This is a genomic window from Enterococcus salsurae, assembly GCF_054784955.1.
Map to the genome: position 1 here is coordinate 759,776 of NZ_BAAHWY010000001.1, position 19,789 is coordinate 779,564.

Genomic DNA, 19,789 nt, shown 5'->3' on the forward strand with positions numbered 1-19,789 from the left:
AATACAACAAGAGGTGCTTCTATATTTCACCTCAGTTTAGCGGGTCGCCTCCAAATTCACTGGATATTATTTAGTTGTGCCGCCTTCAGCAAATTTCACCGGCAAAACCGTACGTTTTTCAACCTCTTTGCCTTCAATCACATCTAAAAGCAGTTCTACAGCCTGGATGGCCATGTCCTGAATAGGTTGCACAATCGTTGAGACCAGATAATCTTCCTCCGCTCTAATGCGCTGCCCATCAAATCCAATCACTTGGACATCTTGAGGTACCCTTCGCCCCATTTTAGACAGCACCCGGCATACTTCTAAAGCCATTGAATCATTGATTGTAAAAATGCCATCGATCAATGGATGGGTAGTCAAAAATGCTGTGATCTGTTCCTCAATACATGCAATTGGTTCGAGCATATTTAACACATCATACCTGATTCCATAACGTTCACAAGACAATTCAAAAAATTTACGGCGATTTTTTGTTTCATTCGGTGTATCTTGATATCCACCAATATACGCTAAGTGATGACATTGCCTATCTAGCAACTCTTTAACAGCCAATTCTCCTCCAGCTGCATTGTCAGATGTCACATAGATTACATCTTCAGTAAAATAACGATCAATACTTACAAAAGGAAGATTGCTGGAAATATATTCATCAATATCAGAATAGGTGATACCAATGATGCCATCCACTTTATTTTGCATGACCATTTGGATATATTCTCGCTCTTTCTCTGAATTTCCATTAGAATTACAAAGATAGAGTTTATAATGATTTCTTTCTAAATGACTTTCAACATGCAAAGCAAATTCTGAAAAAAAAGGGTGCCATACACTAGGCAAAATTAAGGCGATCGTATTGGTTTTATTTGTCTTTAATCCTCTTGCGTAAATGTCTGGTTGATAGTTTAAAGACTTGATAGCAGTTTCCACTTTTTCTCGTGTGGATTGCTTCACAGATCCATTATTTAGCACTCTTGATACAGTTCCTACACCAACACCCGCTAGCTTAGCAACTTCTTTCATCGTAGCTTTCACAAAATCCCCTCGCAATCTCTACGATTTATTATAATGGAGCAAGACACAAAAGACTAGTGCGGGATAAGTGGTCTCTCTGTCTGCTTAGCTAGCGCAAGGCATCCCAAAACGCCTTGCTGGTCATTTAACGCTGCCAATCTCAAGTAAGAATCTTGATCTCCTATTTTCTTATACGCATGATTTAGTTCATCAAATGCACTTTTGATTCTTGGTAATAAATGTGTTTGCTTAAAAACACCACCCCCAAACAAAATAACTTCAGGGTCTAATGTCAAACTCGCATTATACACAGATTGTGCCAAATAATTTGCCACATATGTCCAATGTTCATCCTCTTTTGAGATAAGCTTTCCTAATTTTCCAGTACGTTTTTCTAATGCAGGACCACTGACCATGCCTTCTAAACAATCACCATGAAAAGGACAAATACCTTCAAAATCATCGCCATCCATTCTGCGTATGATGACATGTCCCATTTCAGGATGTGCAGCACCTTGAACGAATGTACCTTGATTGATTGCACCGGCACCGACACCTGTGCCCACAGTATAATACAAGCAGCTACGCACATGTTTCGCAGCCCCATATAAGTATTCACCTAAACACGAAGCATTGACATCTGTCGTTAATGTAACTTGATTGCAAATATGTTGTTTCAAGTAGCTAAGCAAATCAAAAAATTGCCAATCAACTTTTGGTGTATTGGTGATCCAACCATAAGTAGAAGATTTCGGATCCAGATCTAATGGTCCAAAACTCCCAACACCTAATCCTTTCAAGCTATATTGCTTGAAAAATGTCTGCACAGCGCTGAGCGTTTTTTCTGGAGTCTCTGTAGGAAGCGAAACTTGCGCAATTATTTGGTTTTCTTGATCCGCTACTGCCAATACAAACTTTGTGCCTCCTGCTTCGATTGCGCCATAGTACGTCATACTATCACCTGACCTATATCCAACTGTTGAATTATTGCATTTCCAGTTGCTGAGAAAATTAAATCTTTATTCTTTTCTTCTTCATAGAAAGTAGTTGTTATGGTTTCTTGCCCGCTAATAAAGACTTCGATCGACGATGTATCACGAAAAATCTCTAACGTTAGACAATCTTCTATTAAAGGAGTCTGGATCGTTCTTTGTGTCAGTATTGGCTGTTCATCTCCTGAGATCACATGGCCAACGTTCTCTCGTGACAACGTCAACGCTTCTTTGTCATAAGAATAGCTCAATTGCAATCCAGCCAAGGTGAACGTAAATTCTCTTGCTTCGTTTAGCTGAATAACTAGGCGCAAATATGTGTTGTCTTCTATTACGCGTCGATACACAATCGGATGTTCATTGACTATTATTTGTTCTTCATTTAATTGAAGATTTAACGCATCATGGATTTGGGGAAAGGGTTCTTGCACCAAGCGCCCATTTCTTACATGTAAGGTCCGCGGCAATGTCATTGATCCAGCCCAACGATGGCCTAATACATGGGTTGGCAGTGTTCTGGCCCACATTTGCATCCACGCTATCATGATTCGTTGATTGTCGGCTCCGAGCGTCGTTTGTGGCGCGTAAAAATCTAACCCAAAATCGATTTCATGGTACGTTTCTACCTCTAGTTTACCAGTCTGCCAATCCATTTTTCCGATACATGCCATCGTAGAACTGATATTATGGTATTCATAACCATTCTTTTCGATCTGGATTGGTGACAAAATCAATACATCTTTACCATCTAAATGAAATAAATCCGGACACTCCCACATGATTCCTTGAGATGCATCGCCCTCCAGAAGAATGGAGTAAAACTGCCAGTTGATACAATCTTCTGATGAAAAGAGAAGAATACGCCCTCGATCATGTTCAGTCTTAGTGGCTACAACAGCAAAATATGTTTCGCCATGTACAAAGACTTTTGGATCACGAAAATCATGAATGCTCCCTTCCTTGCCAAGAATCGATTCTCCAATTACCGGATTATTCTCTAACTTTTCAAAGTGGATACCATCTTTAGACATAGCAATACATTGTGTTTGGTACGTTTTGCCCTCTTCTATCCTATGTCCTGTATACATAAGGTAGAGCAAACCATCTTTTTCGAGCGCACTTCCTGAAAAACAACCATCTTTGTCATACCACTGATCAGGCGCCAGTGCGACTGGTAAATGTTCCCAATGTATCATATCCGTTGATTTGGCATGTCCCCAGTGCATCGGTCCCCACTGACTATCATAAGGATAATACTGATAAAATAAATGGTATGCGCCTTGAAAAAAAATGAACCCATTCGGATCATTTATCCAACCAATCGGCGCCATCAGATGATACTGATGGCGGTATTGCTGGTTCACTTGATGTTTGGATTGCGCAATGAAGTGATTTGCCTGTTCTATCGTGTCTTTCCGTTTCTCTGTCAAATTCATTCAGTCCCTTTAATAAAATTATCATAACCGGTTTGCTTGATTTCAAGCCATTCTTCTATTCCCACTCTACTCAACTCAGCCAAGTAATCTGACCACTCATCATCAATATTGCCATTCGTAATCCATTCTGCACGCTTGCGGTAAATATAATCCCACATATCTGTTTCTATTTTTGCCAGTCGATCTGTTTGATCCTTTTCCATAAAAACTTTTGGATAGATATTTTCATTATTGATATAAGGCAAATAAGTAGCATGCATCAAATCTAAGCGCCACTGTGCATCGTCGGGCATTGTCGTAACCGTGCCATAATAGGTGTTCAACACAGCCAAAGGTCCGGCTGCTTCAGTTTTTTGTCTCAATTCCCCTGGCGCGACTCCATCCAAAGGCAGATGGTGTAACATCCCATCTTTCAGCTCAAAAATATTTGCTTGTTCTGTATCTCCATATGTTCCCCAGTTGTTTTGTACAGACTGTAATGGCTCATACATTTTGTCGACCCATTTAGCTGTCAGTTCTAAGTTCTTATTCGCACTAGTGATCACGAACCGATCCCTTGAAAAGCCGACACCATTTGTTCTCGTCACATGTTTTCGCCCATCCGGCCCTGCTAATACCGGCAGTACATCATATTGGTCATTGTCTCCAGTCACATTGGTCTTATCCCAAGTAAAATACACACCATATTTTTGTTCTTTTCCTTTTGCGACGTACGTATTCCAATCCTGCTCAAAAGCCTCATTGTCGATCAAGCCTTTTTGATACATTTCATTAAAGTAAGCGATTGCCTCTTTGTATCCGTCTTTATCCGCAGTAAACTGCACATTGCCATCATTGTCGACGATCAAATGATCATCATTGTCCCCTTCGCCAAAGGCAGCAAAAAGCATTTTCAAGTCTTCATTTCCACCATCATTGATAAATGAAAAGGGAATCTCATCTGCTTCTCCGTTTCCATTAGGATCTTCTGTCTTGAACGCCTCTAATACGGTCATCAATTCCTCCGTTGTCGTCGGCATATCTAGTCCTAAATTGTCCAACCATTCTACATTGATCCATGCCATGTCATTGACCGTATGGATCGATTCCTTTCCCTCACCCAATTCTTCAATCCATGGAAAAGAATAGATATGACCATCTGGTGCTGTAGATAATTGACGATATTCAGGGTACTCGTCAAATATTTTTTTCAAATTCGGCATATACTGGTCAATCAAATCTTCAACCGGCACAATCACACCACTTTCTGCCCAATTAAGTAAGTCATAGTCCCCGGCGCCAGCATTAAATATTGCATCTGGTAAATCTCCACTTGCAATATCTAGATTTCTTTTTTCCGCAAAATCAGCTTTATAGTTGGTCCAATCTATATGAACATTGGTGTCCTCTTCAATTCTTTGAAAAATCAATTTTTCATTGGGATCATTTGGTGCGAGTGCTGCACTTTGCGACATCATTTTTAATGTCACATTTTCAGCAAGCGGAAAACTGATATCTGCTAGCTCATAATCTGGGCTTGACTTTGCGCTGTCCTTTGAATCGCCTCCACAACCAGCCAAAAGCAATGAACCTGTTACTAATGTGGTGATCATTCTTGCATTCCTTTTCATTTGTTTCTCTCCTTTAAAAAAATTTTTATTTTGATGACTTCTTGATATAAACCATACATCCATATCTTATCCTTTGACCGAACCAACCAATACGCCTTTATCAAAATACTTTTGAAAGAATGGATACATGACGATCAATGGCAAACTCGAGATAACTATGGTGGCATATTTGATCAATTCAGCGATTTGTTTCATTTCAGCCATGGCTGTATTTGAGCCTACCATATCTTGAGAAGGCTGGTTTTGAATCAGTATGTTCCTTAAAACTAACTGTAAAGGTTCTAAATTGGGATTCTTTATATAAATCATGGCATCAAAATAGGCATTCCATTGCCCCACAAACGCATATAGAAATAACACGAACATTATTGGTTTTGCTAAAGGCAGCATAATTTTAAACAAAATTTGCAAGTCATTGGCGCCATCGATCGTGGCAGCCTCAGATAGTTCTTTCGGCAAACTCATGAAGTATGTCCGCGCCAATATGATATTCCAAACATTGATTGCCCCAGGAACGATCAAGGACCAAACGGTATCTAACATTCCTAAATTTTTGATCAATAAATAGGTTGGAATCAATCCCCCACCAACAAACATGGTAATGATGAAGAAAATCATGATGACCCTACGACCCACTAAATCTGGTTTCGACAGCGGATATGCCGTAATCATTGTAATGAATACTGTCAGGAAGCTGAAACTAAACGAATAGAACAATGAATTGAGGAATCCTCTTAAAATAGCATCATCAGCAAACACACGACTATACCCTTGCGTCGTCCAATCTTTAGGATTAAAACTGATCCCCTGATTGATTAAAGTAGCCGGATCCATGAATGAGGCTACCACCACGTATACCAGTGGCACTAGTGTGATTATCACCAAAAACCCAACAATAATACGATTGACCCAGAGCAACTGCCTGTCTATCTTCGTATACATAGTAAGATTCATTTTATTTCCCCCTATAAGCCTTCGCCGTCATTTATTTTTTTAGTAATTCCATTGACAAGCAATAAAAGTACTACGTTGATGATCATATTAAATAACCCCACGGCTGCTGAATACGCATAATCACCAGATTGCAATCCTATTTTGTATACGTATGTCGAAATAATCTCTGAAGTTGGAATATTCATTGACGTTTGCATCAAGTAAGCTTTCTCGTAACCAACATTCATGATATTTCCTGCTGATAAAATAAAATTGATAACCATAACAGGTCTGAGCGCGGGCAAATCAATAAACCAAATTTTTTGCAGGATATTTGCGCCATCGATATTTGCAGCTTCATATAAATCTGAACTAATGCCAGCTAAAGTCGCTGTATATAGTATTGAAGCCCAACCCATCCCTTGCCAAATACCAGAAAGAATGTAAATTGTTCGAAAATAATCAGGGTTTGACATAAACATAATGGACTGTCCTGTGAATTTTTCGACGAGCCCGTTAATTGGACCATTTGCAGATAAGAACAAAAAGAGCATACCTACTATAATGACGACAGAAATGAAATTAGGCGCATAAAGTATCAATTGGATTTTTTGTTTGATTTTTTTATTAAGAATTTGATTTAGTGACAATGCCAACAGTATGGGAGGAAAAAAGCCCAATATCAGTCCATAAACACTAATTTTCAAAGTATTGGTTAACAAGACTGAAAAGTTAGGTGAAGAGATAAATGTTCGAAAATGCGCTAAGCCAACCCAGGGACTTTCCCAAATGCCCAGCATTGGGTTGTAATCTTTGAACGCAATGATGGCGCCATACATTGGGAAATAACGAAAAACAATTGTAAGTAAAATGCCTGGAACCATGAGTAAATAAAGCCACTTGTCTTTTGCTACTTTTTTTCTGAACTTTTGCCATTTTTCTTTTTTTCTATCAGGATTAGGTATGGCTCGTTTTCGTCCCGAAAACTGTTCCTTTATCACTTTTTCCATATAGATCCCCCTTTTTAGAAACGTTTCCATTTTTGACTTTTTAAAAAAGAAAACCTCCCAACGCAAAAGTGGAAACGTTTCCCTTTTTCTGCTTTTAGATTAGCACGCCTTCTTTTTCATGTCAATATCAAAATGTATATTGATAGTACAAAAATTTATAATTGTACAAAATCTATCGCTACGTCTGCCTTTCTTTTTGATTTTCTAGTCATTTCCCATCAAAGTATTTTTCTTGAGTATTCCCACTGATACGCTCATCAATTCTAACTAAAGGTCATCAAAAAACGAATCTTATCTGTCTCACATCAAACCCTGCTTTTTAAACCAGCGACTTTTTGCTATACTGAGTAAGCATATTTGAAATTATTTATTGTTTATGGAGGAATCATGCAAAAATATATTGGAAACAAAGCCTTTTACCGTACGGTCTTAACGATCGCGATTCCAGTGATGATCCAGAATGCGATCACCAACTTTGTGGGCTTATTAGATAATTTAATGGTGGGACAAATCGGGACCGCACAAATGTCGGGTGTAGCCATTGTCAACCAACTGATCTTTGTATTTAACTTGAGCATCTTTGGGATCGTTTCTGCGGGCAGTATTTTCGGGACCCAGTTCTATGGGAAGCAAGATTATCATGGGATGCGGGATGCCTTTCGCTTCAAATTGGTGGGCAATTTGTTGATTTGTCTATTTGCGATGGGGTTGTTGTTCTTTGGGCAAGATTTCTTGATTCGTCTCTATTTGCATGGCAGTGGCGATAGTGCTGAGTTGGCTCTTGCTTTGACCTCTGCCAAAGAGTTCTTAATCATCCTATTGTTCAGCCTGCCATTTTTTGCCATTTCTCAAGCGTATGCTAGTTCGCTTAGAGAAATGGGCAAAACGATGGTGCCGATGTTTGCCAGCAGCATCGCCGTAGTCATCAATACGGCCTTGAATTTCTTGCTGATTTTCGGCCTATTCTTCTTCCCTGCATTGGGCGTTCGGGGCGCTGCGATTTCAACAATGATTGCCCGTATCGTTGAATGTGCCATCACAGTCTATTGGGTGCATCGCCATGTCGAGGACAATCCGTTTGCCGTTCGGGTCTACCATCAATTCAGCGTACCGCTGCAGTTGGTGAAACAGATTTTGCGTAAAGGTTCGCCTTTGATGGCCAATGAAATCCTTTGGGCAATTGGCCAAACGATGATCGTTCAAGCGTATTCCGTTCGTGGGTTATCGGTGATTGCTTCCTTGAACATTTCTTCTACTGTTTCCAACCTGTTCAACATTGTCTATATGGCACTGGGTGGTGCAGTTGCTATAATGGTCGGTCAACTTTTAGGCGCTGATAAATTCGATGAAGCCAAGGACAGTGCACGAAAACTGCTTTTCTTTTCTGTCGTTAGTTGTCTCGGACTGGGAATTTTGATGCTGGTGGTGGCACCGTTCTTTCCAGAAATCTACCAAACCGAACCGGCAGTCAAAAGCCTAGCCAGCCAATTTATCAAAGTAGCTGCATTGTGTATGCCGATGTACGCCTTTAACCATGCCAGCTATTTCATTTTACGTTCTGGTGGCCAAACCTTTATTACCTTTTTGTTCGACAGTGTCTTCACTTGGGTGATCGTTCTGCCGTTGGCCTTTGTACTAAGTACGCATACGACGCTCTCGATTGTCTTGGTTTACTTGTGCTGCCAATTGGTAGAACTGTTGAAGAGTGGGATCGGGTACCGCTTGATCCGCTCTGATCTTTGGGTGAAAAATATCGTGCATTGAGGAAAATATATGTAATGAAAAAATCGAATCATCAAGATGCATGCGCAAACTTGATGATTCGATTTTTTTGTTTTTTCTATGGGTGGTTTTGTGTGTCACCAACTCCTAATTATGTCCTAGTTCGAGTTGTATGCCAAATTTTCCACCTCTAAAAATACTCTTTGTTCATTCATATCATCGCCGGGCATATAAAGAAGTTTTTGTTCTTTATCATAATCCTCTATTATTCGTTGTGTTAGCTTGCCAACATATGTATCATTTCCTCTTAGTTCAGATAGACGTAACGAATCATTGATTTGTTTTAAATGGTCTGGATGTTTCAATAGATATTTCTTCCCTAGCTCACGATATTTTGCTTGGACTGTCGGGCGATATTCGTCTATTACAAAATGATCTATTTTCTTATAAAAACTGTCCTCATAATGCTCTTGTAACTGATTCGTTAATTCTTTAAGAATTTCAGTGTCACTATTCAGTTTCATACGTACAGCGATTTCTGATAATTCAGCTTGAAGACTTAACTGATCTGCTTCAAAAACCATTTTAGCTGTAAAGTTGATATCACTAATTTTTTCTTCTAACAAAGCAATCCTACTTTTTTCAAAAAGATTGTTTGCTTTAAAGCCTTTTAAATCTTCTTGTTGTCGAGACAGTCTGACGCTATATTCTGAAAAAACATTTCGCGTATCTCTTAGCAAAATTCTAATTTCATTAATATCGTGCCCGTCAACATTTTCTTTGCTTGCAATTCCAGACAGTCTTTCTTTTACAGTGAGAAGCATACCTATTTTTTCATCGTGATGAATACTCAGTAATTCATTTAGTTTTCCCGAAATATCCTCCAGTTGCGTGTTGATCTCATGTAAATAATACTGACTAGAAACCAGTGCCAAAGCTTGCATACCTGCGCTTATTGCCACTATAGGATTTCCTTTCACGATATCTGTAACTTTTGTGAATCCTTCATGACCAATTAAATCATTATGCGCATCACGTACCATGGTGGAAAAGCTACCATCTTTAAATTTTGATAATTTATCAATATTAACAGATGTGGTAAACAATCCATTGGGTGCAACTTTAGCAATCTTTTCTGCTGTCATAACTTGCTGTAAAACAGGCAGCGCACCATTAACCACTACACCACTTACCTGATTAACTTGAGAAAATGAAACTTCTCTATATTCTCTTTCTTTTATATCTGTGCCATCTGAGCGCTTAAAAACCAATTCGTTCCTAAACTATTTTTCAAAAAAAATTCGGTACTATTCGTTAGATCTTTATGCTGATTCTTCTCTTTTTCTACAACAACAGTCGGTGCTTTTATTGCCTTCTCCTCTTCTACTTGTTTCTTCTTTTTCTTAAAAACCAATCTTAAACTTATTATCAAAACCATTGATAGAATTAAAACTATACTCAATATCTCCATCCCTACATCGCCTCATACCTACAAAATTTTTAATTCAATTAATATATACCTATAATTATTTAGTATATCACGACATCATACTTCTACTCAGTAATTCATAAATATAATGCTAGGATTGTTTAGTTATCTATCTATGTATAAAAGACACAACCCAACGATTGTGTCCAAATAGCACTATATTTACTTCACCGACCCCAACATCCCTGCCACAAAATATTTTTGCAAAGAAAAGAACACGATCATGGTCGGTAATGTAGCAACCATGATCGCCAGCATCAACAAGCCATAATCTGGATTATTGGCTGCGCCGATGGCCGAGATGAGCAAAGGGAATGTTTGCTTTTCTTGGGTTTGGAGGGTGATCAACGGCCATAGATAACTATTCCAACTGTTAATGAAGGTGATAATGGCGGCAGCCGCATATGTTGTTTTCATTGTGGGCATATAAATACGAATAAATATCCCAATCTCAGACAGCCCATCTATCCGTCCGGCTTCGATCAAAGACCTAGAGAACATCTTGGTATTTTGCCTGAAAAAAAAAATCAAAAATGCTGTCGACAACGTGGGCAAAATAACTGAAGCCACTGTATCCAATCCGACAAAGGGAATCGTCGTTGAAAAGCTGCCAAACATACGGAACAATGGGATCATTGTTGCTGCAAAGGGCAACATCATGGATAGCAGCAACACATGAAAAATCACATTTTTCGCTCGGGTTTGGTAGATCTCAAAACCATACCCAGCTAACGATGCAATCGTTATAGAAAATAGCGTTTGTAAAACAGAAATCCTGGCACTATTCATGAATACTCGTCCAATATCATACGTTGCGCGCAAATTGCGCCAGTTTTCCAGCAAATGGGTACTGGGTGTGAGTTTCCCTTGCATGATCTCTACTGTCGGATTGGTCATACTGACAAGCATAAAATAAAAAGGAAAAGCAAAAAGAATCGTGAAGAACCCTAAGAACAGATAACTGCCAACTTTTTTCATGTATCATCTCCTCCTACCTTGAACTGAATGAATGAAAAGAAGATGACCATAACCACAATGGCATAAGACACTGCAGAAGCATAGCCAAAGTCTGGTGTATAGCGAAAAGACAGGTTATAGATGTATTGCGAAATCGTGAATGTCGCATTCCCTGGTCCGCCTTGAGTTAAATTCATCGGTTCATCAAATAGTTGCAATGTCCCAATCGTTGAAGTAACTGCTGAAAACAAGATAACTGGCTTCAGCATTGGTATCGTAATGTTGAAAAATTGTTTGAGCGGCGAAGCTCCGTCAATTCTGGCCGCTTCGTAAATCGACGGATCAACATTCTGCAAAGCGGATAGAAAGAAAATCATATTATACCCCGTCCAACGCCAAGTAATCGCCAAGACAATAATCACCTTCGCCCAAAAAGGGCTTGAGAAAAAAGCAATCGGCTCGGATACAAGCGATAGCCTTAGTAAAATCCCATTGATGACCCCATTATTTGAAAAAAGGGACTTAAATACCATTGAATAAGCCACCAATGAAGTGACAGCTGGCAAAAAAATAATTGTCCGAAAAACGCCTTTGAGTTTGAGGGCTCGATTATTCAATAGTACGGAAAAAAACATCGCCAGTATAACCATGATCGGCACTTGAAAACAGAGAAAGGTCAGCGTGTTTTTTGTGGCTGCTAAAAATGTTTGGTCAGAAAATAGTCGCCGATAGTTGGCTAACCCACTAAAACTCAGCCCAATACCTGTGCCTGATTGCAATGACATCATGAAAGCCTGAACCATCGGATAGAATGAGAAAAAGAAAATCAAGAGCGTCGGGATGGCAATAAAACACCAACCCGTCAGCGCCCCTTTCTTCAACAATAATCGATTACGCATAAGTACATTCTCCTCAGCAAGTGTTAGTTTAATTGATTTTCAGCAATTGCTTGCGCATTCTTTAAACCCTCTGCCAAATCAGCACCATTGACATAGTCTAGAAAAACAGGATTCATAATATCTTCTAGTGCATATGTGTTTTTGCCGAAATTAACAGATGGAATTTCTGTCGCCCAAGTCACAAAATCTTGATAGATCGGTTGGTTGTCAAAAAATGGATCCGTTGCTTTGTAGGCTTCTCCTTCTGATGCCGGAATATATGAGCCGATCGCACCTACTGTTTGAACAAGTTCTTCATAAAAAGCGATGTTCTTGCCGAATACTTCTGAAATATAGTGTAGCGCCTCTTCTTTCCCGTCAATATCTATTACATAGATAGATGAACCGCCTAAGTTCGTTGCATGAACTGATGTGTCGATATTCTCTTGTTTGGGTACTGGCACCACTACCCAGTCACCACTATGACTGTCTTCTGATTTAACAGAGGGCGTGATCCAATTCCCTTGTAAAACACCCGCAACATCACCGCTGTTAAAACCAGCCAACAATTGATCCCATCCGTTATGTGTCGTGATCACTCCTGAATCAAGCATCATTTTCAAATCTTCAAATCCTTGCTTCAAAGACGGATTGCCATCAATAAATGGTGTTTCGCCATCCTCCGTTGTATACCAATACCCGCTAGAATGCATCATCATTCTCAAATGTGCCAAATCATTCATATCGATTGAAAATAATGGCTTTCCTGTTGCCTCTTTTACTTGTATACCTAATGTATTGAAGGTTTGCCAGCTGATGTCATGAAAATCGGTTATCGCCAATCCAGATTCTTCAATGATCGACTTTCTCAAATAGACACCGGCTACCCCTGAATCAAAAGGCATCCCATACTGCTCTCCATCCACAGAAGAAACTTCAATTTTATAATCCATGAAGTCCTCAACATTGATATAATCCGTTAATGGAACAAAGTATTCAGGAAATACTTCTAAAAAATTCCGAATACGAAAATCTTCGATCAATACAATATTCGGCAGCCCTTGTGTCCCACCAGAACTAAAAATCGTATTCATTTTTTGCACGCTATCCTGTTGTGATATTTCTGTGACATTGATGCTAAAACCGGGATGATCTTCCTGATAATATGACTCAGCCAAATCAAAAGCGGCAATATTAAACTTAGGATCCCACGCCCAAATGGTGATTTCCTGCCCCTCACTCGTTTCCTTCGCATCGCTGCCAGACGTACTACTTTCACTGCCACATCCAGCCAATACCCCTAATACAAAAATGACCAAAAACAAAGATACTTTTTTCATTGTCTATTTTCCTCCTGACTTAAGTTAGATAATGCATCGTAAACTCAAAATGAAATGTCTGATTCAATAAAAGATACTTCGGTAGAATCCCTGGACCACAGCTGGCGGTGCCTAGACCTTGAACAGCTGCATCAATATTTACTTCAATGCCGTCTGCTTCGACTAACTGATTGCGATGCGTCGCTTGTGCTGCATTGTCTTGCGTATAGTGATGGACACTAAAGTTTAATGCCTCACTTGCAACCCGTAATCCCTTTCCTGAATCCTTTGATAATAGAAACGTCTTTGTCTGCATGCGATTGCCATTCTCTTGTGGTCGAACATAAGGTGTATGTATCTCAGCGACCGTTTTTTTCCACCAATCGAGGTAGCCGCTTTGACAACTATCCGGATACGTTTCATGTGGACCAAAACCATACCATTCCACATGCTGGTGCTCTTTCTCAATCATCAATTGCATACCGATTCTGGGCAGTGTTTGCGGGCCCTTACCAAAAGGTTCCCCTCTTACTTCAACCTGGATTTCTCCTGTTATAGAGAGCCTATAGGTAAAGAACAACTGAATACCCCAATCAAGGGAGATCGGCATGGTCTTTATCTTCACATCGATTTTTACTTCTTCAGGAGATTGTTTGTATTGAAAATCAAGCAGACGTTCCTTGAGATAGCGAATGCGATATTTTTCCCATTCATCACTGATGATTGCCGCACCAAACTCTTCACTGCCTAGCAGATCATTATCAGTCATAGCCCGCCAAAAGTTCATTTGCAATGGTTTGATGAAGAGTGGCTCACCATCGACGATCCATTGGCGAAATACGCCCGTCTGCTTCTGAAAAACATAGACTTGATCCGCCAAAGTAATGGTCAGTTCATCTGTCGTTTCGGAACAAACAAATGTAGTGTCCTTCCTTGGACCAATCTTCTCAGGCTTTGGTTCATCCATGATTTCCTGCCCCCATGCAGATGCATTTTCCAAAGTGAACACCGCTATCTGTTCTTCGAAGAAAAAGATGGTGATATTGGCATGCCTGATAGCTGCCAAACATGCTAACGCATCATCTGGTAAAGGCAAGCACTTCTCTTCTTGTGGCTGGAGATCCACTCGAGGCAACTCTTTTAGATAAACCACTTGATCATCGTGCTTGATCTGCAGCACCGGTCGTAACGTAGCCAAATTTCGAAAGTCAAAGCGATTGATCACATGGTAATTTTTTTCTTGAAGATTGATGCTGATCTGCGCTGGCTCAATCACTTTCTTGTATTCAAACAAACCTGGCGAAGGGGATCGATCTGGAAATAGTAAACCGTCGATCACAAAGTTGCCATCGTGGATCTCTTCAGAAAAATCACCGCCATAGCTGTAATACGTCTCACCTGAAGACCGATCTTTGCGCAACAAACCGTGGTCGATCCATTCCCAGATAAACCCGCCTTGCAATCTAGGATAACGATAAAAAAGATCCATATAGTCAATCAGACCACCTGGGCCATTCCCCATCGCATGCCCATACTCGCATAAGATATGCGGTTGATCTAAAGGAGTTTGTCCCTGCTTTATCATTTCCTCAACGGACGTATACATCGTTGAAATCACATCTGAGGCTTCACATTGGCTATATACCCCGAAAGTCTTCCAGTAACGGGCCTCCCCTTCATAATGAATCAATCGGCTCGGATCCAAATGCTTGATCAGGTACGCCATTTTCAAATGATTTTCTCCGTAGCCAGATTCATTGCCTAATGACCAGAAAATAATAGAGGGGTGGTTTCGGTTACTGGCAACCATTCTTTCTCCGCGGTCTAAATACGTTGGCAACCATATATCACTATTGCTTAGTTCATTGATTCTTTGGACAATATCCATACCATGGGTTTCGATATCTGCTTCATCAATGACGTACAAGCCATATTGATCACACAACTGATAGAACCTTGAATCAGCTGGGTAGTGCGAACAACGCACTGCATTGATATTAAACTGTTTCATCATCAAGACATCTTGCTTCATTGTGTCATATGTCAGACTTCGCCCTGTTTCACAGTGCCATTCATGGCGATTGACGCCTTTTAGGACAATTCGCTGGCCGTTGATTTTCAACATACCTGCTTCTATCGAAATATGCCTGAAGCCGACTTGCAAAGGAATGACTTCCAACAATGCCCCGTCGATATAATGCTTGATCAACAATTTATAAAGATATGGTTCTTCGGCATTCCACGGTGTCACATGTGGAATCTTCCCTGAAAGGCTGCAGGTTTTGGTATTCGTTTGTAGGTCTTGCGTTTGATTTAAAACGGTTACATTGTTGTGGTCAGTCAATTCAATTTCGATAATACTTTTTGCTGCTTGCTTTCGTATGTCGGGTTTAAAAAACATTGTTGCTTCAAAGACACCGTCTTGGTAGTCATTGGATAAGTCGGCCTGGATCGTGATATTTTGAATGGCTTGCGGATGTTGGCAAAAGAGGTAGACATCTCTGAAAATCCCGCCTAACCACCACATATCTTGGTCTTCTACATAGTTCATCGCGCTCCATTGCTTGACCTGTACACAGATTTCATTGTTGCCGCTTATTATATAGGGTGTCACATCAAATTCGGCGGCCAGTCGACTCCCTGTGCTGTATCCGACATAGTGTCCATTGACATAGACTTCAAAAACCGATTCTACACCGGAAAAATGCAGAATATACTCCGGACCTAGTTCATCGATCCAGCATACTTTTCGGTAAAAAGCGGTGGGATTGTCTTTGTAGACAAATGGCGGATCGACAGGGAACGGATATTGAACGTTGGTATAGATGGGTTGTCCATGTCCTTGGAACTGCCAATGAGAAGGTACTTCAATCTTATGTCCGTATGCGGTTACATTTTCTTCATTGCTCAGCTGGAAATCCCATGTACCGTTTAGTGATTGATAGCCATAAGCATCGGTGGGATTGTTTTGCAGTGCTGATTCGATGGTCTGATAGGCAAAGAAACTGGATCTGGGGGCTAGACGGTTTTCGTGTAAGATTGCTGGGTTGAAGATTTTTTCTTTTAGCATGGTGTCCTCCTAAAATAATGAAATTTTTGATCACGTCTTTCGCAAGAAAATTGTATATGTTACTCGGCAATTTTATATTGGTTTCTTCGTTACATTTCTATCGTTCAATATAAAAACGCCATTTTCCTTCATATAAATTGTTGAGTACTCTCTCAATGTTAATTTACGAGTAAAAAAGCATCTATGATTGCTATACAAGTAACACAAAATATAATATTTTCATCTACGATACTTATATAAGTATCAAGTGAAGAGGTGAATTTTATGTATAAAGAAAAAATGTTAGTCATTCATATTCAAGAGCTCGTGAAGAAACACAATATTTCTTTACGTGAGCTTTCCCGCCGATCCGACATAGATATTGCCCGTTTGAGTGAATTATCTAGCGGTAAACGGCAACGTATCAATATTGAATATATCGAACGGATAGCTGAGGCTTTGGATATAGATGATATTCGTGAAATTTTGACAATTGAAGATAAATAAGCAACGTGTATGCTTCTTAGTTGTATCAACTAAATTCACTGAAAAAGAGAGAGAATTATTTTAAGTGAAGATATTTTAGAAAAACGTGACATGAATCATTTTTTAATAAATAAGCACCAATGATACTTATATAAGTATCATTGGTGCTTATTATACATATTGTTGCTTTTATAAGCAACAATTTATTGGTTTTTTCTTTTTTGTGACTATAAATCACAACATTATATCCTTCTTCTGGATTTTTAAGTTGAATCTATTTTGTGCTCTATGATACGATTTTATAAAATAGATATTGGAAGGTATATTTCCTATGACCAAACAAAAAAATACCTATAAATACTCAAATTTCGGTAACAACGTGGTCGGTCTCAGAGAAAGCAGAGATTTTTCTCAGACATACTTAGCAGATTTGCTAAATTTGAATAAAAATGTTCTGGGTAGAATTGAAAGAGGAGAACGACCGCTGAGAGATGTAGAAATTTTGAAGTTGGCTGAAATATTTAAAGTATCTACGGATCTGATTCTGGATAACAAAACAGAAGTTGATCTTGACGAACAAGAAAAGTTTTTGGACTATCGAAGAAATAATCAGAAAGATATCTCTAAACAGATACCTTATTTTATTGAATATTTAGAGCGTGAACCGGGTTTAACTTTTGAAGGTAGGGAACTTTCGCGTGAGGATCGGAAGGATATAGCTATGGCTTTTGAGGTTATGAATCGTTTGATAGGTGAGAAGTTATTACAGATATAATATAGGTCTAATTGCTTTTTTTAGCAGGCTGAATCGGGATTTTTAATTGATTTGTTAAACTCAATTGATAATCAATCTGTTTAATTATTCCTTATCAAGAGAAGGAAATTATATTTCTGATGTTTTGTTAATTAGGCATTGAAATACGGACATAAGTCTGAACTTTTTTGTACAGAATTATGTCCACACCTATTTTCCTAATTTTTATCGTTGCCGTTAATTCTCAAAAAATAAGCATCTATCAATAGAAATTAAATTCTCTTGCGGCATTATCTTTAATTTGTTCCATATAGTAATTAACCTTATTTGAATCTTTAAAAATAGAATACATTTCATCATATACTGGTATTGAAACTCTAGAGTGTTTAGACATTTCTTTGATTAAATCTTTTGGATTCTTAGGACTTCTTAAAACAATTACGTAATATTGTATCAACATCATATATTTTAAATTCCACATTAGCTCCTTACGAGCTTTTTTCTTTTTCTTTTTCCCATATGTCCTTGCTTTTCTATCACATATTGACCTACAAAACAGTGGGGTATATAACCAATCATTAAATAGCTTTCTCCTAAAAGTATACCTATAAGAGTAGGCTGCCATTGAGAATTGTCGGACTAATTGTTGTTCAATTGTCGAATATCCCCTGAAATATGTTCGTCTACGTGATTCTTCATCAATAACTATTTCTTTGAATATTGACGGATTCTTAAATTTCATTTTTACGTCAATAAAGTTAATCGTATTACTTTTACGCTCAAAAAAGTTTTTATCTTCACAATATATTACAAAAGCTAGGAGTTTCATCTGATTTTCCTTTAGATTATTAAACCTCTTATTAGGAGCTCCCATGTTCAGCGCAATCGTTTTAGGTTGAGATAATTGCGATAAAACTTTACTAAAATGATTTAAATTGAAATAATCTTTGATTACTAAAAGATATTGTATAAATAATGAAAATATTGAAACGACACTGAGAATAAGAGTTATGAAAAACAAGCTAAAATTGAAAATTTGAAATAACAATATTAGGAAATATTGAATTATTGTCAAGGCTAATATTATATAGTTCTGTGCTAATAAAAGCCATGCACTAGAATTATATATAATAAACCTAAATAAATTCAGTTCTTTTTCTAGATCTTGATTCCCATTTGTTCCATACATCAAGCCACCAAATAGAAAGAGACTGATGTTAAAAATAAATAGAAATAATGTTACTCTCTCTCCCGCAGTAAGCACCAACATAAATATAATTCCATAGCTTAACAAAATAACTTTAAGTTTCTTTTCCTTTAATTCCTCATCACCAAATCCTAATAAATTTAATAACAACGCACTAATAACTGTAAATACCGCTATAAATTCTTCTGGATTTTCTTTTATATAAACAAACACATATTCAACTCCTTAATAAACCTCTATTTTCATCTTTTTAACAAGCATATAAATATTGGAAAATCAACGCTCTCTTCTTCATGGAATTTTCCAAACAAATATACAAATACATATGTCGTTATCACCTCAACTTGATAAGTTGGCTGATTAAAATATAAACTATAATATTTCTCTTTGCATCATATTTTATTCCCCTATCGTCCTACATCTATAACCTTGATATGATTAATGACATTTCCTCCGATAACGTCAAGAAATCATTTTAAAGTTAACTATCATCATTGATTGATAAATATTATATAGTAACTGGACATCAGAAACAGTTATTACTGCTTCTACAGACTAGAAATAACTCAGATGTACAGCTTTTCTGTATGTCTAGTGCATCTTGAATCACTTGGCGACTAGTAATTTTTCCATCACTTCTTTATACTATTTACTTTATCTAGAAATTCAGCTAGATTTCCGTTATCATTAGCACCTAAATAATTAGTACTCCCTTTATCTCTATTTAAGAAAGATGCAATCTCTGCCTTTTATTATTAGCTTTCTTTGGGACTGATTCCTTCTACTCGATATTATTATATCAAATATTAAGTTTATTCAATTCCAGCACCCCGTAGTTGTAACCTATAATTTAGATTTAGATCACAAGATTAGATTTTCATAATTATAGCAGAAATAATGCTACCTATCGATGAATAATTCGTATACATCAAA

The 19,789-nt window shown here is 38.2% G+C and carries 16 protein-coding genes; 3 read left to right on the forward strand and 13 right to left on the reverse strand.

Going from position 1 to position 19,789, the window contains the following annotated elements; all coding sequences use genetic code 11:
• Window positions 1-66 precede the first annotated feature (66 nt).
• The 6 genes from ACYVRS_RS03765 to ACYVRS_RS03790 form a co-directional block, all read right to left on the reverse strand.
• A complete protein-coding gene (locus ACYVRS_RS03765) occupies window positions 67-1,035 on the reverse strand; it encodes a LacI family DNA-binding transcriptional regulator (protein ID WP_054114366.1) in 969 nt (322 codons plus the stop codon).
• A gap of 53 nt (window positions 1,036-1,088) precedes the next feature.
• Window positions 1,089-1,967, reverse strand: coding sequence for an ROK family protein (locus ACYVRS_RS03770; protein ID WP_312498433.1), 879 nt, complete (start codon window positions 1,965-1,967; stop codon window positions 1,089-1,091).
• On the reverse strand, window positions 1,964-3,442 hold the full coding sequence (locus ACYVRS_RS03775; protein WP_461202589.1) for a glycoside hydrolase family 32 protein: 1,479 nt from the start codon (window positions 3,440-3,442) through the stop codon (window positions 1,964-1,966). Before ACYVRS_RS03775 ends, ACYVRS_RS03770 begins: the two co-directional genes overlap by 4 nt.
• On the reverse strand, window positions 3,439-5,052 hold the full coding sequence (locus ACYVRS_RS03780; protein WP_312498437.1) for an ABC transporter substrate-binding protein: 1,614 nt from the start codon (window positions 5,050-5,052) through the stop codon (window positions 3,439-3,441). The genes ACYVRS_RS03775 and ACYVRS_RS03780 overlap by 4 nt, the downstream gene beginning before the upstream one ends.
• Window positions 5,053-5,118: 66 nt before the next feature.
• A complete protein-coding gene (locus ACYVRS_RS03785; protein WP_054114370.1) occupies window positions 5,119-6,006 on the reverse strand; it encodes a carbohydrate ABC transporter permease in 888 nt (295 codons plus the stop codon).
• A gap of 11 nt (window positions 6,007-6,017) precedes the next feature.
• The gene (locus ACYVRS_RS03790) at window positions 6,018-6,995 is read right to left on the reverse strand and encodes an ABC transporter permease (RefSeq protein ID WP_461202592.1); all 978 of its coding nucleotides are present in this window, start codon (window positions 6,993-6,995) and stop codon (window positions 6,018-6,020) included.
• Between the two features lie 387 nt (window positions 6,996-7,382).
• Between ACYVRS_RS03790 and ACYVRS_RS03795 the strand changes: the two genes are divergently transcribed.
• Window positions 7,383-8,759 (forward strand): MATE family efflux transporter, encoded by a 1,377-nt coding sequence (locus ACYVRS_RS03795; RefSeq protein ID WP_312498442.1) that lies wholly within the window; start codon window positions 7,383-7,385, stop codon window positions 8,757-8,759.
• Window positions 8,760-8,875: 116 nt separating this feature from the next.
• Here ACYVRS_RS03795 and ACYVRS_RS03800 read toward each other — a convergent pair whose 3' ends face one another.
• The 6 genes from ACYVRS_RS03800 to ACYVRS_RS03825 form a co-directional block, all read right to left on the reverse strand.
• Complete coding sequence (locus ACYVRS_RS03800) at window positions 8,876-9,988, reverse strand: hypothetical protein (RefSeq protein WP_461202594.1); 1,113 nt, start codon at window positions 9,986-9,988, stop codon at window positions 8,876-8,878.
• Entirely contained in the window at window positions 9,955-10,188 is a 234-nt protein-coding gene (locus tag ACYVRS_RS03805) for a hypothetical protein (RefSeq protein ID WP_461202596.1), read from the reverse strand. The genes ACYVRS_RS03800 and ACYVRS_RS03805 overlap by 34 nt, the downstream gene beginning before the upstream one ends.
• 180 nt (window positions 10,189-10,368) lie before the next feature.
• The gene (locus ACYVRS_RS03810; RefSeq protein ID WP_461202598.1) at window positions 10,369-11,184 is read right to left on the reverse strand and encodes a carbohydrate ABC transporter permease; all 816 of its coding nucleotides are present in this window, start codon (window positions 11,182-11,184) and stop codon (window positions 10,369-10,371) included.
• Window positions 11,181-12,062, reverse strand: a complete 882-nt coding sequence (locus ACYVRS_RS03815; RefSeq protein ID WP_461202600.1) for a carbohydrate ABC transporter permease — start codon at window positions 12,060-12,062, stop codon at window positions 11,181-11,183. The genes ACYVRS_RS03810 and ACYVRS_RS03815 overlap by 4 nt, the downstream gene beginning before the upstream one ends.
• A gap of 23 nt (window positions 12,063-12,085) precedes the next feature.
• Window positions 12,086-13,381, reverse strand: coding sequence for an ABC transporter substrate-binding protein (locus tag ACYVRS_RS03820; RefSeq protein ID WP_461202602.1), 1,296 nt, complete (start codon window positions 13,379-13,381; stop codon window positions 12,086-12,088).
• Window positions 13,382-13,400: 19 nt separating this feature from the next.
• Entirely contained in the window at window positions 13,401-16,430 is a 3,030-nt protein-coding gene (locus ACYVRS_RS03825; RefSeq protein ID WP_461202604.1) for a glycoside hydrolase family 2 TIM barrel-domain containing protein, read from the reverse strand.
• A gap of 264 nt (window positions 16,431-16,694) precedes the next feature.
• Between ACYVRS_RS03825 and ACYVRS_RS03830 the strand changes: the two genes are divergently transcribed.
• Both ACYVRS_RS03830 and ACYVRS_RS03835 read left to right on the forward strand, forming a co-directional pair.
• Window positions 16,695-16,916 (forward strand): helix-turn-helix domain-containing protein, encoded by a 222-nt coding sequence (locus ACYVRS_RS03830; protein ID WP_461202606.1) that lies wholly within the window; start codon window positions 16,695-16,697, stop codon window positions 16,914-16,916.
• A gap of 310 nt (window positions 16,917-17,226) precedes the next feature.
• Window positions 17,227-17,670: a helix-turn-helix domain-containing protein gene (locus ACYVRS_RS03835; RefSeq protein ID WP_461202608.1), complete on the forward strand. Its 444-nt coding sequence runs from the start codon at window positions 17,227-17,229 to the stop codon at window positions 17,668-17,670.
• 241 nt (window positions 17,671-17,911) lie between these two features.
• Here the strand turns inward: ACYVRS_RS03835 and ACYVRS_RS03840 are convergent, their stop codons facing one another.
• Entirely contained in the window at window positions 17,912-19,069 is a 1,158-nt protein-coding gene (locus ACYVRS_RS03840) for a hypothetical protein (protein WP_461202610.1), read from the reverse strand.
• Window positions 19,070-19,789: the final 720 nt, after the last annotated feature.